This window comes from Cedecea neteri, assembly GCF_000758325.1.
In the GTDB taxonomy this organism is placed as follows: Bacteria; Pseudomonadota; Gammaproteobacteria; order Enterobacterales; family Enterobacteriaceae; genus Cedecea; species Cedecea neteri_B.
The window spans coordinates 197,687-211,920 of sequence record NZ_CP009459.1 but is presented as its reverse complement, the minus strand read 5'-3'; the positions used below and the strand labels follow the sequence as shown (position 1 = coordinate 211,920).

At 56.5% G+C, this 14,234-nt stretch carries 15 protein-coding genes; 13 read left to right on the top strand and 2 right to left on the bottom strand.

Features of this window, described 5'->3' with window-relative positions; all coding sequences use genetic code 11:
* Nucleotides 1–2: 2 nt before the first annotated feature.
* The gene (gene queD, locus LH86_RS01025) at nt 3–368 is read right to left on the bottom strand and encodes a 6-carboxytetrahydropterin synthase QueD (RefSeq protein WP_162473299.1); all 366 of its coding nucleotides are present in this window, start codon (nt 366–368) and stop codon (nt 3–5) included.
* Nucleotides 369–671: 303 nt separating this feature from the next.
* On the opposite strand from queD, the gene cysJ reads away from it, so the two are divergent.
* From cysJ to cysH, 3 genes are all read left to right on the top strand, one after another.
* Nucleotides 672–2,477: an NADPH-dependent assimilatory sulfite reductase flavoprotein subunit gene (cysJ, locus tag LH86_RS01020; RefSeq protein WP_039297634.1), complete on the top strand. Its 1,806-nt coding sequence runs from the start codon at nt 672–674 to the stop codon at nt 2,475–2,477.
* Nucleotides 2,477–4,189, top strand: coding sequence for an assimilatory sulfite reductase (NADPH) hemoprotein subunit (cysI, locus tag LH86_RS01015; protein WP_039287170.1), 1,713 nt, complete (start codon nt 2,477–2,479; stop codon nt 4,187–4,189). The genes cysJ and cysI overlap by 1 nt, the downstream gene beginning before the upstream one ends.
* A 468-nt stretch (nt 4,190–4,657) precedes the next feature.
* Nucleotides 4,658–5,389 carry a phosphoadenosine phosphosulfate reductase gene (gene cysH / locus LH86_RS01010; protein ID WP_039297631.1) on the top strand — a complete coding sequence of 244 codons (732 nt, stop codon included), beginning with the start codon at nt 4,658–4,660 and terminating at the stop codon, nt 5,387–5,389.
* A 31-nt stretch (nt 5,390–5,420) separates the two neighbouring features.
* Here the strand turns inward: cysH and LH86_RS01005 are convergent, their stop codons facing one another.
* Entirely contained in the window at nt 5,421–6,461 is a 1,041-nt protein-coding gene (locus tag LH86_RS01005) for an aminopeptidase (RefSeq protein ID WP_039297628.1), read from the bottom strand.
* A gap of 278 nt (nt 6,462–6,739) precedes the next feature.
* Between LH86_RS01005 and cysD the strand changes: the two genes are divergently transcribed.
* The 10 genes from cysD (at nt 6,740) to LH86_RS00955 (ending at nt 14,195) form a co-directional block, all read left to right on the top strand.
* Nucleotides 6,740–7,648: a sulfate adenylyltransferase subunit CysD gene (gene cysD / locus LH86_RS01000; RefSeq protein WP_008458345.1), complete on the top strand. Its 909-nt coding sequence runs from the start codon at nt 6,740–6,742 to the stop codon at nt 7,646–7,648.
* Nucleotides 7,649–7,659: 11 nt separating this feature from the next.
* Nucleotides 7,660–9,087, top strand: coding sequence for a sulfate adenylyltransferase subunit CysN (gene cysN, locus LH86_RS00995; RefSeq protein ID WP_039297624.1), 1,428 nt, complete (start codon nt 7,660–7,662; stop codon nt 9,085–9,087).
* Complete coding sequence (gene cysC, locus LH86_RS00990) at nt 9,087–9,692, top strand: adenylyl-sulfate kinase (protein WP_039287155.1); 606 nt, start codon at nt 9,087–9,089, stop codon at nt 9,690–9,692. Before cysN ends, cysC begins: the two co-directional genes overlap by 1 nt.
* Nucleotides 9,693–9,742: 50 nt before the next feature.
* Nucleotides 9,743–10,066, top strand: a complete 324-nt coding sequence (locus LH86_RS00985; RefSeq protein ID WP_008458338.1) for a DUF3561 family protein — start codon at nt 9,743–9,745, stop codon at nt 10,064–10,066.
* A 185-nt stretch (nt 10,067–10,251) separates the two neighbouring features.
* Nucleotides 10,252–10,578, top strand: coding sequence for a cell division protein FtsB (gene ftsB / locus LH86_RS00980; RefSeq protein WP_008458337.1), 327 nt, complete (start codon nt 10,252–10,254; stop codon nt 10,576–10,578).
* Nucleotides 10,579–10,597: 19 nt separating this feature from the next.
* A complete protein-coding gene (gene ispD, locus LH86_RS00975; RefSeq protein WP_039297621.1) occupies nt 10,598–11,308 on the top strand; it encodes a 2-C-methyl-D-erythritol 4-phosphate cytidylyltransferase in 711 nt (236 codons plus the stop codon).
* A complete protein-coding gene (gene ispF, locus LH86_RS00970) occupies nt 11,308–11,787 on the top strand; it encodes a 2-C-methyl-D-erythritol 2,4-cyclodiphosphate synthase (protein WP_038479457.1) in 480 nt (159 codons plus the stop codon). Before ispD ends, ispF begins: the two co-directional genes overlap by 1 nt.
* Nucleotides 11,787–12,833 (top strand): tRNA pseudouridine(13) synthase TruD, encoded by a 1,047-nt coding sequence (gene truD, locus LH86_RS00965; RefSeq protein ID WP_039297617.1) that lies wholly within the window; start codon nt 11,787–11,789, stop codon nt 12,831–12,833. The genes ispF and truD overlap by 1 nt, the downstream gene beginning before the upstream one ends.
* A complete protein-coding gene (surE, locus tag LH86_RS00960) occupies nt 12,814–13,575 on the top strand; it encodes a 5'/3'-nucleotidase SurE (protein WP_039297614.1) in 762 nt (253 codons plus the stop codon). The genes truD and surE overlap by 20 nt, the downstream gene beginning before the upstream one ends.
* On the top strand, nt 13,569–14,195 hold the full coding sequence (locus LH86_RS00955) for a protein-L-isoaspartate(D-aspartate) O-methyltransferase (RefSeq protein WP_039297611.1): 627 nt from the start codon (nt 13,569–13,571) through the stop codon (nt 14,193–14,195). The genes surE and LH86_RS00955 overlap by 7 nt, the downstream gene beginning before the upstream one ends.
* Nucleotides 14,196–14,234 lie beyond the last annotated feature (39 nt).

Below are 14,234 nucleotides of genomic sequence, written 5' to 3'. Positions count from 1 at the left end.
GCTTATTCGCCGCGGTAGACGCAGCCTGCGGTGCAGGTTTCTTTGATCATCACCGCGCTCAACAGCGGTACGACAGGTTTCATCTGATCCCAAATCCATTTCGCCAGCACTTCGCTGGTGGGGTTTTCAAGCCCAGGGATATCGTTCAGATAGTAGTGATCGAGGCGATCGTAGGTCGGCTTAAACGCCGCTTTCAGCTCGGAGAAGTCCATGATCCAGCCGGTATACGGATCTACCTCGCCGGTAATTTCCAGGCGCACCATAAAGGAGTGGCCATGCAGGCGACCGCATTTGTGGCCTTCCGGGACGTGCGGCAGGCGGTGGGCGGCTTCGAAGGTAAAATCTTTAAACAGGGTGGTGGACATCATTCGACTCTCTGGAATTCAAAAAACCGCCGCATGATAGCGGAATGGACTATTTTTCGCATTAACTAAACGGCGCATTGCCCGGCGACACGGTGTAAGCAACGGTGAATACGCTGAAATGTCATATTCATCAGGTAGTTAGTTAATCACTTTTAACACTATGATTTACCTGAAAAAACGATTAGTCGTTTTAGTTATTTATTATTTCCATCCCTTCTTTAATTGTTGATAACCTGCTGGTTAACCTTGACTCATTACAGTCTGTAAGCCCTTTTTTTGCCCTTTGCTACTGGAAGCTAAATACGTATGACTTCTCAGGTTCCACCGAGCGCTTTGCTGCCGCTAACGCCGGACCAGCTGGCACGCCTTCAGGCGGCGACCACTGATTTTTCAACCACTCAGCTGGCCTGGTTATCCGGTTATTTCTGGGGAATGATTAACCAGCAGCCTGGTGCTGTTGCGGCGGCTCCGGCCCCTGCGGCAGAAGTCCCGGTGATTACGCTGATCTCCGCTTCGCAGACCGGCAACGCGCGCCGCGTGAGCGAGCAATTGCGGGACGACCTGCTGGCGGCGAAACTGAACGTTAACCTGGTGAACGCGGGCGACTATAAATTCAAGCAAATTGCCCAGGAAAAGCTGCTGATTGTCGTCAGTTCTACGCAAGGGGAAGGGGAGCCGCCTGAAGAGGCCGTGGCCCTGCACAAATTCCTGTTCTCGAAAAAAGCACCGAAGTTGGACGGCACCGCGTTTGCCGTCTTTGGCCTCGGCGACAGCTCGTATGAATTCTTCTGCCAGTCCGGCAAAGACTTCGACAGCAAACTGGCTGAACTGGGCGGCGAGCGCCTGTTGGATCGCGTTGATACCGACGTGGAGTACCAGCCTGCGGCGCAGGAATGGCGCGGTAAAATCGTCGAACTGCTGAAATCCCGCGTCCCGGCTGAAACTCCGGCTCAGGCTGCCGCGACGGCCACGGGCGTGAGCAACGAAATCTTCACCAGCCCTTACAGCAAAGAATCTCCGTTAACCGCCACACTTGCGGTTAACCAGAAAATTACCGGCCGCGACTCCGATAAAGACGTGCGCCACATCGAAATCGATCTTGGCGATTCCGGCCTGCGTTATCAGCCGGGCGATGCGCTTGGCGTCTGGTATCAGAACGATTCTGCGCTGGTGAAAGAGCTGACGGATCTGCTGTGGCTGAAAGGCGATGAAAGCGTTACCGTCGACGGCAAAACGTTGCCGCTGAGCGAAGCCCTACAGTGGCACTTCGAGCTGACGGTTAACACCGGCAACATCGTCGAAAATTATGCCCAGCTGACCCGCAACACGGCGCTGTTGGAGCTGGTGGGCGATAAAGCAAAACTTCAGCATTACGCGCAGGCCACGCCGATTGTGGACATGGCGCGCTACGCCCCGGCAGAGTTGACGGCAGAACAGCTGACTGGCCTGCTGCGTCCGCTCACGCCGCGCCTTTACTCTATCGCTTCTTCACAGGCCGAAGCTGAAACCGAAGTCCACATTACCGTGGGCGCGGTGCGCTATGACATCGAAGGCCGTGCCCGCAGCGGTGGCGCTTCAGGCTTCCTGGCCGACCGCCTTGAGGAGGATGGTGAAGTGCGTGTGTTCATTGAACATAACGATAACTTCCGCTTACCGGCCAACCCGGAAACTCCGGTCATTATGATTGGCCCCGGCACCGGCATCGCCCCGTTCCGCGCCTTTATTCAGCAGCGCGACAACGACGGAGCCGGCGGTAAGAACTGGCTGTTCTTTGGCAACCCGCACTTTACCGAAGATTTCCTTTATCAGGTGGAATGGCAGCGCTACGTCAAAGACGGCCTGCTGACGAACATCGATTTAGCCTGGTCCCGCGACCAGCAGCATAAAATATACGTACAAGACAAACTGCGCGAAAAAGGCGCGGAACTGTGGCGCTGGATTCAGGAAGGTGCCCACATTTACGTCTGCGGCGACGCCAACCGTATGGCGAAGGACGTTGAGCAGGCGTTACTGGAAGTGGTTGCCGTCCACGGTGGCATGGACACCGAAGCGGCAGATGAATTTTTAAGTGAGCTGCGCGTTGAGCGCCGTTATCAGCGAGATGTCTACTAATGAGCGAAAAACACCCTGGCCCTCTGGTGGTCGAAGGCAAACTGGTCGACGCCGAACGCCTGAAGCGCGACAGCGATTTTCTGCGCGGCACCATTAAAGAAGATCTGCAGGATGGCCTGACCGGCGGTTTCAACGGCGACAACTTCCTGCTGATCCGTTTCCACGGCATGTATCAGCAGGATGACCGCGATATTCGCGCCGAACGCGCAGAGCAGAAGCTGGAGCCGCGTCATGCGATGATGCTCCGCTGCCGTTTGCCGGGGGGGATTATCACCACCCAGCAGTGGCAGGCTATTGATAAGTTTGCCGAAGATAAGACTATCTACGGCAGCATTCGTCTGACCAACCGGCAGACGTTCCAGTTCCACGGCATTCTGAAGAAGAACGTCAAGCCCGCGCATGAAATGCTGCACGAGGTTGGCCTGGACGCACTGGCGACCGCCAACGACGTGAACCGCAACGTGCTGTGTACTTCCAACCCGGTGGAGTCTGAGCTGCATCAGGAAGCCTACGAATGGGCGAAAAAGCTCTCTGAGCACCTGCTGCCGCGCACCCGCGCCTACGCCGAGATTTGGTGGGACAAAGAAAAAGTCGCTACCACCGACGAAGAGCCGATTTTGGGGCCGACCTATCTGCCGCGTAAGTTTAAAACTACGGTAGTGATCCCGCCGCAGAACGACGTGGATCTGCACGCCAATGACATGAACTTCATTGCGATTGCGGAAAACGGCAAGCTGGTTGGCTTTAACCTGTTGGTTGGCGGTGGTTTGTCCATCGAGCACGGGAATAAAAATACCTATGCCCGCACGGCAAGCGAATTCGGCTACATTCCGCTGGAGCATACTCTGGCGGTAGCGGAAGCGGTGGTGACGACCCAGCGCGACTGGGGAAACCGTACCGACCGTAAAAACGCTAAAACCAAATATACCCTTGAGCGCGTTGGCGTTGACGTGTTTAAGGCAGAAGTTGAGCGCCGGGCTGGCATCAAGTTTGAGCCAACCCGCGCTTACGAATTTACCGGCCGCGGCGATCGTATTGGCTGGGTGAAGGGCATCGACGACAAATGGCACCTGACGCTGTTTATCGAAAATGGCCGCATCCTGGATTATCCCGGCCGACCGCTGAAAACCGGCCTGCTGGAGATCGCTAAGATCCACAAAGGTGATTTCCGCCTGACGGCAAACCAGAACCTGATCGTCGCCGGCGTGCCGGAAAGCGAAAAGGCTAAAATTGAGAAGCTAGCGACCGAGTCTGGCTTGATGAATGCGGTTACGCCGCAACGTGAGAACTCAATGGCCTGCGTGGCGTTCCCGACCTGCCCGCTGGCGATGGCGGAAGCCGAACGCTTCCTGCCGGAGTTTGTCACCAAAGTTGAGCAGGTGATGGACAAACACAAGGTGCCGGATGAGCACATTGTGATGCGCGTCACCGGCTGCCCGAACGGCTGTGGCCGTGCAATGCTGGCCGAAATTGGCCTTGTAGGGAAAGCGCCAGGGCGCTACAACCTGCACATTGGCGGCAACCGCATCGGGACGCGTATTCCACGCATGTACCGCGAAAACATCACCGAGCCGGAGATCCTCAGCTCGATTGATGAGCTGGTGGGGCGCTGGGCGAAAGAGCGCGAGGCCGACGAAGGCTTTGGTGATTTCACCGTGCGTGCCGGGATTATTCGCCCGGTGCTCGATCCGGCCAGGGATTTGTGGGACTAGTTTTTCCCCTCACCCTAACCCTCTCCCCAAAGGGGAGAGGGGATTAACATAACGATCGCCGAACTTCGCTTCCCCCCTCTCCCTTTCAGGGAGAGGCCTGGGAGAGGGGATTAACATAACGATCGCCGAACTTCGCTTCCCCCCTCCCCCTTGCAGGGAGAGGCCGGGGAGAGGGGATTAACATAACGATCGCCGAACTTCGCTTCCCCCCTCTCCCTTTCAGGGAGAGGCCTGGGAGAGGGGATTAACATAACGATCGCCGAACTTCGCTTCCCCCCTCCCCCTTGCAGGGAGAGGCCGGGGAGAGGGGATTAACATAACGATCGCCGAACTTCGCTTCCCCCCTATCCCTTTCAGGGAGAGGCCTGGGAGAGGGGATTAATATAACGATCGCCGAACTTCGCTTCCCCCTCTCCCTTCCAGGGAGAGGGCTGGGGTGAGGGTCATTCATCACTAAGTGAGGCACGTATGTCCGTACTCGATTTGAACGCGCTGAACGCCCTTCCTAAGGTCGAACGCGTCATGGCGCTCGCCGAAGTCAACGCCCAGTTGGAAAAACTCAGCGCACAAAAGCGCGTGACCTGGGCGCTGGAAAACCTGCCGGGGGAATTTGTGCTCTCGTCCAGCTTCGGCATCCAGGCCGCCGTGTGCCTGCATTTGGTCACCCAGCAGCGTCCCGATATCCCGGTGATCCTGACCGATACCGGCTATCTGTTCCCGGAAACCTACCAGTTTATCGACGAGCTTACCGACAAGCTGAAGCTGAATTTGCAGGTGTTCCGCGCCACCGAAAGCCCGGCCTGGCAGGAAGCGCGTTACGGTAAACTGTGGGAGCAGGGCGTAGAGGGAATTGAACGTTACAACGACATCAACAAAGTTGAGCCGATGAACCGCGCGCTGAAAACGCTGGAGGCACAAACCTGGTTTGCGGGCCTGCGCCGTGAACAGTCCGGTAGCAGGGCTAATTTACCGGTACTGGCGGTACAGCGTGAAGTCTTTAAAATTTTGCCGATCATCGACTGGGATAACCGCACGGTTTACCAGTACCTGACCGAGCACGGGCTGAAGTACCATCCGCTCTGGGATCAGGGCTATTTGTCCGTCGGCGATACCCACACCACCCGTAAATGGGAACCAGGCATGGCAGAAGAAGAGACGCGCTTCTTTGGCCTGAAGCGCGAGTGCGGTTTGCACGAATAAATACACCCTCGCCATTGCGGCGAGGGGAAAATCACTTCCCGGCCTTCGCCAACTCTTTTACCAGCGGCAGCAGAATACGCACCGTGTCATGGCTGCGTCGCTTAATTCTGCCCGGCAGGGCTTTATCCAGATACTCAAGGTTGTCGATGGTCGCGTTATGCCAGCTGGTGCCGTCTGGAAATGCCTTGTTTTTACTGCGCTGCTGATAACCATCTTTCGCCCCAAGCGCCCAGTTAGTGGCTTCTACGGACAGCACAGGGATCCCGGCCTTGTCGAACGGTTCAGCATCGCCACAGCAGCCTGTGCCTTTCGGGTATTTTGCATTTAGCCCAGGATTGCTGGTGGCCTGAATCCCGGCGCGATGAGCGAGCATCAGAGCGCGATCGCGGGTCAGTTTACGCACGGCGGCAGGCGTTGATGCTCCGCTATTGAAATAGAGCTTATCGCCAACAATTAGGCTATCCAGGTTGATCACCAGCAGCGTGTTGGCCTGCTCCTCTTTGCTCATGCGTGCCAGAATATTTTTCGCACCCAGGGAGCCAATTTCTTCTCCACTGGTGGCAATAAAGCGAACGCCGTAGCGGGTAGGGATATCTTTCAGCCGCTCGGCCAGCTCCAGCATCACGCCAAGACCAGAAGCATTATCGTCCACGCCCTGCAGCGTAAGGCCGCCCAGGTTGTTGTCCACGTCTTTATCATTAAGCGGCGTATAGGTGTCCAGATGCGCCATGATAATAATTTGCTGCGGCAGTTTACCTTCACGGGCGGCAATCACGCTGCTGGTGGTTACGTTATGCCAGGTCTGGTGTCCCGCTTTCGTGGTGTAGATATAGCGAGTATTAAACTGGCGAATATCGCTCTGGTATCCCCAGCTTTTAAACTGCTGCTGAATATAGTCTGCGGCCAGCATTTCGGCTGGGCTGCCGGTCATTCTGCCCGGAAAATAAGTGGCGATGTGGCGGGTTTGCTGGTCGGCAATATCGCCTTGCTGCGTGACCTTCGCCGCTGCGGGAAAGCTAAAGCACGCGCCCAGCGCCAGGCAAATCACCGAGCGGCGCAATGCGGAAAACATAGTACGTCCTTATTCATCTTTATTAGTCGGAAGTTTTAAGCGCCGTTAGTATGAAACTGTGAGCCAGGTTAAACAATTTCATTTGCTCTTAAACCCGCGAAAAAACGGCTGGTTAAGCACATTTTGTTGTTAGCTTTGCCGTGGCGTTATTCTTTTCGGGAACTAGTCATTCCAATTCGTAATTTCATAACAAATAAGCCCAAGACTTATAGTCCCCTTAGATTAAATCTCAAGCGGCTGCGATGAACGGCCGCGGCGCATCTGCTTAAGGGAAGGTTATGGACCAAAAACGACTCACTCACTTGCGGCAACTGGAGGCTGAAAGCATCCATATTATCCGTGAGGTCGCTGCCGAATTTTCTAATCCGGTGATGATGTATTCCATTGGGAAAGACTCTTCGGTCATGCTGCATTTGGCCCGTAAAGCTTTCTACCCAGGTACGCTGCCGTTCCCGCTGCTGCACGTTGATACCGGCTGGAAATTCCGCGAAATGTACGAATTCCGTGACCGCACGGCGAAAGCCTACGGCTGCGATCTTATCGTGCACCGCAACCCTGAAGGCGTGGCGATGGGCATTAACCCGTTTGTTCACGGCAGCGCAAAGCATACCGATATCATGAAAACCGAAGGGCTTAAGCAGGCGCTGAATAAATACGGTTTTGATGCTGCCTTTGGCGGCGCGCGTCGCGATGAAGAGAAATCCCGTGCCAAAGAGCGTATTTACTCTTTCCGCGATCGCTTCCATCGCTGGGACCCCAAAAACCAGCGCCCTGAGCTGTGGCATAACTACAACGGCCAGATAAATAAAGGCGAAAGCATTCGCGTTTTCCCTCTCTCTAACTGGACCGAGCTGGATATCTGGCAATATATCTACCTGGAAAATATCGACATCGTTCCGCTGTATCTGGCGGCTCCGCGTCCCGTACTGGAACGCGACGGTATGCTGATGATGATTGACGACGATCGTATCGATTTGCAGCCGGGTGAAGTGATTGAACAACGTATGGTGCGCTTCCGTACCCTGGGTTGCTGGCCGCTGACCGGCGCGGTGGAGTCAACCGCGCAGACGCTGCCGGAGATCATCGAAGAGATGCTGGTTTCCACTACCAGTGAACGCCAGGGACGCATGATTGACCGCGACCAGGCCGGCTCGATGGAGCTGAAAAAACGCCAGGGTTATTTCTAAGGAGCCGCCAGATGAACACCACTATTGCACAACAAATCGCTGATGAAGGCGGCGTCGAAGCTTACCTGCATGCCCAGCAGCACAAAAGCCTGCTGCGCTTTTTGACCTGCGGCAGCGTCGATGACGGCAAAAGCACCCTGATTGGTCGCCTGCTGCACGACACGCGCCAGATTTATGAAGATCAGCTCTCCTCGCTGCATACCGACAGCAAACGTCACGGCACGCAGGGCGAGAAGCTCGACTTAGCGTTGCTGGTAGACGGGCTGCAGGCCGAGCGCGAGCAGGGCATTACCATAGATGTGGCGTACCGCTATTTCTCCACCGAGAAGCGCAAATTCATTATTGCCGACACGCCGGGGCACGAACAGTACACCCGCAATATGGCGACCGGAGCATCAACCTGCGACCTGGCGATCCTGCTGATCGACGCCCGCAAAGGCGTGCTGGATCAAACCCGTCGCCACAGCTTTATCTCCACGCTGCTGGGGATCAAACATCTGGTGGTGGCGATCAACAAAATGGATCTGGTGGCGTTCAGCGAGCAGACCTTCGAGCAGATCAAGCAGGATTACCTGACCTTTGCCCAGCAGCTGCCGGCGGACCTGGATATCCGTTTTGTGCCGCTTTCCGCGCTGGAAGGGGACAACGTCGCCGGCGCCAGCGCTCAAATGCCGTGGTACAGCGGCCCGACGCTGCTCGAAGTGCTGGAAACGGTAGAGATTATTCGCGGCGTGGAGCAGCAGCCAATGCGCTTCCCTGTGCAGTACGTGAACCGTCCTAATCTCGACTTCCGCGGCTATGCGGGAACGCTAGCTTCGGGCATCGTGAACGTCGGCCAGCGCGTCAAAGTGCTGCCGTCCGGCGTGGAATCCAGCATTGCCCGAATCGTGACTTTTGATGGAGATTTGCAACAAGCCGGCGCGGGGGAAGCGATTACCCTGGTGCTGAAAGACGAAATCGACATCAGCCGGGGCGACCTGTTGGTAGAGGCGACGGAATCGCTGGCTGCGGTGCAGAGTGCGAAGGTGGATGTCGTCTGGATGGCGGAACAGCCGCTGGTGCCGGGCCAGAGCTTCGATATCAAAATCGCCGGGAAGAAAACCCGTGCGCGCGTCGACAATATTCAGTACCAGGTTGAAATTAACTCGCTGACTCAGCGCGTGGTAGAAAGCCTGCCGCTGAACGGGATTGGGCTGGTAGATCTCACCTTCGATGAGCCGCTGGTGCTCGATAAATACCAGGCCAACCCGGTGACCGGCGGGCTGATTTTCATCGACCGCCTGAGCAACGTGACCGTCGGTGCAGGCATGGTGCGTGAGCCGCAGGCAGAGGTTTATCAGGAACCTTCGGCCTACAGCGCATTTGAGCTTGAGCTTAACGCTCTGGTGCGTCGCCACTTCCCACACTGGGGCGCGCGTGACCTGCTGGGAGGCAAGTAATGGCCGACCATGATGAAAACGTGGTCTGGCATGCTCATCCGGTGACGCGTGAGCAGCGTGAAGCCTTGCACAAGCACCGCGGCGCGGTGCTGTGGTTTACCGGCTTGTCCGGCTCCGGGAAATCAACCGTCGCCGGTGCCCTTGAGCAAGAACTGCATAAACTTGGCGTAAGCACATATTTGCTTGATGGCGACAATGTGCGGCACGGCTTGTGCAGCGATTTGGGCTTTAGCGATGAGGACCGTAAAGAGAACATCCGGCGAGTCGGCGAAGTAGCCGGCCTGATGGTGGATGCGGGCCTGGTCGTGCTCAGCGCGTTTATCTCGCCGCATCGGGCCGAAAGGCAAATGGTGCGCGAGCGCGCCGGAGAAGGTCGCTTCTACGAAGTGTTTGTGGACACGCCGCTGGCCATCTGCGAAACGCGCGATCCTAAAGGGCTTTACAAGAAAGCCAGAGCCGGGGAGCTGAAGAATTTTACCGGGATTGATTCTGCGTATGAGGCGCCGTTGCGGGCCGAAATTCACTTAGACGGCGAACAATTAGTAACAAATTTAGTGGCCCAAATATTAGACCTGCTGCGTCGCGACGATATCATCAATTGCTGAAGACGCCCGGAAGCACAACGCTTCCGGCCATCAGGGTTATGAAATCAGTTATGCGCAACAGCACGAATATCGTTATCTCTCAGGCTGAACCCAGTCCGACGGTCGAGGAAACTACCTGGTCATTGCCCGGGGCGTTTATCGGCTTTTTGTCGTGGCTGCTGGCGCTAGGTATTCCCTTTTTGGTCTATGGCCCCAACACGCTCTTTTTCTTCCTCTACACCTGGCCATTCTTCCTGGCGCTGATGCCGGTCGCGGTGGTGGTGGGTATTGCCTTGCACTCCATTTTGCGTGGCAAGCTGCTGTTCAGCTGTGTGGCTACGCTGCTCTCCGTGGCGCTGATGTTCGGTGTGCTCTTTATGTGGCTTATGGGTTAGCCGTGCCGAACTGCGTCAAACCGTAACAGACTATTTATGGGCAACGTTAAGCTAAACTTGCTCCAATCGCGCATGAATTCGCGTTATGTGGTAAATTCTGGCGCGATTTGGCGCGCAGGGTGGCTTGCCGCAGTGGAGTCGACGAAAAAGTTGTGGGATGATTGTGCCGTTTTTCAGGGGGCAGGATGGGTAAACTAACGCTGCTGTTGCTGGCCTTGCTGGTCTGGCTTCAGTATTCGCTGTGGTTCGGAAAAAACGGCGTACACGATTACACACGCGTCAGCGAAGATGTCGCTGCGCAGCAGGCAACCAATGCCAAACTAAAATCTCGCAACGATCAGCTTTTTGCCGAAATTGACGACCTCAACGGTGGCCAGGAAGCGATTGAAGAGCGCGCTCGCAACGAACTCAGCATGACCAAGCCGGGGGAGACTTTCTACCGCCTGGTGCCGGATGCCTCCAAACGCGCAGCTAACGGTAATACCTCCAACGCCGGGCAAAATAATCGATAACTCAGCATAAGTGAAAGGCATGGCAGACTCCTCCCCGGACGTAATTGCCGTGGTACCGGCCGCCGGTATCGGCAGCCGTATGCAAACGGAATGTCCTAAGCAGTACCTACACATCGGCGACAAAACGATTCTCGAACACACGGTGGCCAGCCTGATGGCGCATCCGCGTGTGGGCCAGGTGATCGTGGCTCTCAGTCCCAACGACACCTATTTTTCCTCTTTGCCGCTGGCAACCCATCCTCGCGTCACCGTGGTGACTGGCGGTAAGCAGCGCGCAGATTCCGTGCTGGCTGGCCTGCAGGCCGCAGGTGATGCGGAATGGGTGCTGGTGCATGATGCCGCACGCCCCTGTCTGCATCGGGACGACCTGGATAACCTGCTGTCGATTACCACCAGCAGCAAAGTCGGCGGTATTCTGGCGGCACCGGTTCGCGACACCATGAAGCGCGGTGAGCCCGGCAAAGGGCTGATTGCCCATACGGTCGATCGTGAAGATCTCTGGCATGCCCTGACGCCGCAGCTTTTCCCACTCGAACTTTTGCGCAGCTGCCTGCTGCGCGCGCTGGATGAAGGCGCCACTATTACCGATGAAGCGTCGGCCCTCGAATATTGCGGCTTTCATCCAGAATTGATTAGCGCCAGGGCGGATAATATCAAGGTGACTCGCCCTGAAGACCTTGCCCTGGCGGCTTTCTATCTTACGCGGTTAACCCAAACGGAGAATTTATAATGCGTATCGGACATGGTTTTGATGTTCATGCTTTTGGCGGCGAAGGCCCGATTATTATTGGCGGCGTTCGTGTCCCGTTCGAAAAAGGGCTACTGGCTCATTCCGACGGTGACGTTGCTCTGCATGCCCTGACCGATGCGCTGCTGGGTGCGGCTGCGCTGGGGGATATTGGCAAGCTGTTCCCGGACACCGATCCGGCCTTCAAAGGGGCGGACAGCCGTGAACTGCTGCGTGAAGCCTGGCGTCGTATTCAGGCCAAAGGTTTTACCCTCGGGAACGTAGACGTGACGATTATCGCCCAGGCGCCGAAAATGGCTCCGCACATCCCGCAGATGCGCGTGTTTATTGCCGAAGATCTCGGCTGCCATATGGATGACGTCAACGTCAAAGCAACCACCACCGAGAAACTCGGCTTTACCGGCCGCGGCGAAGGTATTGCCTGCGAAGCCGTCGCGCTGCTGCATAAGGCCAGCAAGTAATGGACATGCAAAACCTGACCTGGCTGCACGGCAAGCCGCAGGGCAGCGGCGTGATCAAGGCCAGCCCGGAAGATTTCGTGGTCATTGAGGATCTGGGTTTTGGCCCGGACGGTGACGGCGAACATCTGCTGCTGCGCATTCTGAAAAGTGGCTGCAATACGCGTTTCGTGGCCGATGCGCTAGCGAAATTCCTCAAAGTTCATGCGCGTGAAGTTAGCTTTGCCGGGCAAAAAGACAAACATGCGGTGACCGAACAGTGGTTCTGCGTTCGCCTGCCGGGCAAAGAGATGCCGGATATGAGCGCTTTTACGCTCGAAGGTTGCCAGGTGCTGGAGTTTGCTCGTCACCGACGCAAGCTGCGCTTAGGGGCGCTGAAGGGAAACCGCTTTACCCTCGTGCTGCGCGAGGTGAGCGATCTCCTCGAGATGGAGCAGCGCCTGCAGGCCGTATCGGAGCAGGGCGTGCCTAACTATTTCGGCAGCCAGCGTTTTGGCATCGGCGGCAATAACCTGCATCAGGCGAAGCGCTGGGCAGAAAGCAATGCGCCGCTGCGCGACAGAAATAAACGCAGTTTTTGGTTGTCGGCGGCCCGCAGCGCGTTGTTTAATCAGATTGTTAGCCAGCGCCTGAAAAAAACAGACTTTAATCAAGTTGTTGATGGCGATGCGCTACAATTGGCAGGACGCGGCAGCTGGTTTGTGGCGACCCCGGAAGAACTTCCCACCCTGCAACAGCGAGTGAATGACGGCGAACTGCTGATCACCGCTTCGCTGCCGGGCGATGGCGAGTGGGGAACGCAAAATGCAGCGCTGGCTTTTGAGCAGCAATCCGTGGCGGACGAAGAGATTCTGCTGGGGCTGCTGAAGCGTGAGCGGGTGGAAGCGGCGCGCCGTGCGATGCTGGTTCAGCCGAAAGAGCTGAGCTGGAACTGGTGGGATGATGTCACCGTCGAGCTGAATTTCTGGTTACCGGCGGGAAGTTTTGCCACCAGCGTTGTCAGGGAACTCATGAACACAGCGGGTGATTATGCGAATATTGCTGAGTAACGATGACGGAATCCATGCACCTGGTATTCAGGTGCTGGCGAAGGCGTTGCGTGAATTTGCCGAGGTGCAGGTGGTGGCGCCGGACAGAAACCGCAGCGGCGCATCAAACTCGCTGACGCTCGAGTCATCGCTAAGAACCTTTACCCTCGCCAACGGGGATATCTCCGTTCAAATGGGAACGCCGACGGATTGTGTCTATCTCGGCGTCAATGCCTTGATGCATCCGCGCCCGGATATTGTGGTTTCGGGCATCAACGCCGGGCCAAACCTCGGCGACGACGTTATCTACTCCGGCACCGTTGCGGCGGCGACGGAAGGGCGCCATTTAGGGCTGCCAGCGCTGGCCGTTTCGCTGGATGGCCATCAGCATTATGAGACCGCAGCCGCGGTCACCTGCTCTATCCTCCGGGCGCTGGCCCGTGAACCGCTGCGCACCGGGCGTATTCTAAATATCAACGTCCCAGATTTACCGCTGGACCAAATCAAAGGCATTCGCGTCACGCGTTGCGGCAGCCGTCATCCGGCGGACCAGGTGATTCGCCAGGAAGATCCACGTGGCAACACGGTGTACTGGATTGGCCCGCCGGGAGAAAAACTGGATGTTGCACCAGATACTGACTTTGCCGCCGTCGACGAAGGCTATGTGTCGGTGACGCCACTGCACGTCGATTTAACCGCACATAGCGCCCATGAAGTCGTTGGCCACTGGCTTGAAAAGGCCGGAGTTGAGGCGCAATGGTAAGCAAACGCGTACAGGCTCTTCTCGATCAATTACGTGCCCAGGGCATCAAGAATGAACAGGTTCTTGAGGCTATTGCGCAGGTGCCGCGTGAGAAGTTTGTCGACGAAGCGTTTGAACACAAAGCCTGGGAAAATACCGCGTTACCTATTGGGTCTGGTCAGACTATCTCTCAGCCGTATATGGTAGCGAGGATGACGGAGCTGCTGGAGCTGACGTCGCAGTCAAAAGTGCTGGAAATTGGCACCGGGTCTGGCTACCAGACCGCGATTCTGGCACATCTCGTGGGGCATGTTTGCTCCGTGGAGCGTATCAAAGGTCTGCAATGGCACGCCAGGCGTCGCCTGAAGCAGCTGGATTTACACAATGTTTCGACTCGTCACGGCGATGGCTGGCAGGGCTGGCAGGCAAAAGCCCCGTTCGACGCTATCATTGTGACAGCGGCACCGCCGGAAATTCCCACTGCGCTGCTGTCGCAGCTGGATGAAGGCGGCATTCTTGTTTTACCCGTGGGGGACGACCGGCAGTTTTTGAAGCGTGTGCGGCGCCACGGGGATGAATTTTTAATCGACACGGTAGAAGCTGTTCGCTTTGTGCCCTTAGTGCGCGGCGAATTAGCATAACCCGGAAATATCCGGTTTTCTTGCTGCCGATTCGGCGTA

Coding starts and splice junctions, on each gene's coding strand:
- queD (WP_162473299.1), bottom strand. CDS start 368: ATGATGTCCACCACCCTGTTTAAAGATTTTACCTTCGAAGCCGCCCAC.
- cysJ (WP_039297634.1), top strand. CDS start 672: ATGACTTCTCAGGTTCCACCGAGCGCTTTGCTGCCGCTAACGCCGGAC.
- cysI (WP_039287170.1), top strand. CDS start 2,477: ATGAGCGAAAAACACCCTGGCCCTCTGGTGGTCGAAGGCAAACTGGTC.
- cysH (WP_039297631.1), top strand. CDS start 4,658: ATGTCCGTACTCGATTTGAACGCGCTGAACGCCCTTCCTAAGGTCGAA.
- LH86_RS01005 (WP_039297628.1), bottom strand. CDS start 6,461: ATGTTTTCCGCATTGCGCCGCTCGGTGATTTGCCTGGCGCTGGGCGCG.
- cysD (WP_008458345.1), top strand. CDS start 6,740: ATGGACCAAAAACGACTCACTCACTTGCGGCAACTGGAGGCTGAAAGC.
- cysN (WP_039297624.1), top strand. CDS start 7,660: ATGAACACCACTATTGCACAACAAATCGCTGATGAAGGCGGCGTCGAA.
- cysC (WP_039287155.1), top strand. CDS start 9,087: ATGGCCGACCATGATGAAAACGTGGTCTGGCATGCTCATCCGGTGACG.
- LH86_RS00985 (WP_008458338.1), top strand. CDS start 9,743: ATGCGCAACAGCACGAATATCGTTATCTCTCAGGCTGAACCCAGTCCG.
- ftsB (WP_008458337.1), top strand. CDS start 10,252: ATGGGTAAACTAACGCTGCTGTTGCTGGCCTTGCTGGTCTGGCTTCAG.
- ispD (WP_039297621.1), top strand. CDS start 10,598: ATGGCAGACTCCTCCCCGGACGTAATTGCCGTGGTACCGGCCGCCGGT.
- ispF (WP_038479457.1), top strand. CDS start 11,308: ATGCGTATCGGACATGGTTTTGATGTTCATGCTTTTGGCGGCGAAGGC.
- truD (WP_039297617.1), top strand. CDS start 11,787: ATGGACATGCAAAACCTGACCTGGCTGCACGGCAAGCCGCAGGGCAGC.
- surE (WP_039297614.1), top strand. CDS start 12,814: ATGCGAATATTGCTGAGTAACGATGACGGAATCCATGCACCTGGTATT.
- LH86_RS00955 (WP_039297611.1), top strand. CDS start 13,569: ATGGTAAGCAAACGCGTACAGGCTCTTCTCGATCAATTACGTGCCCAG.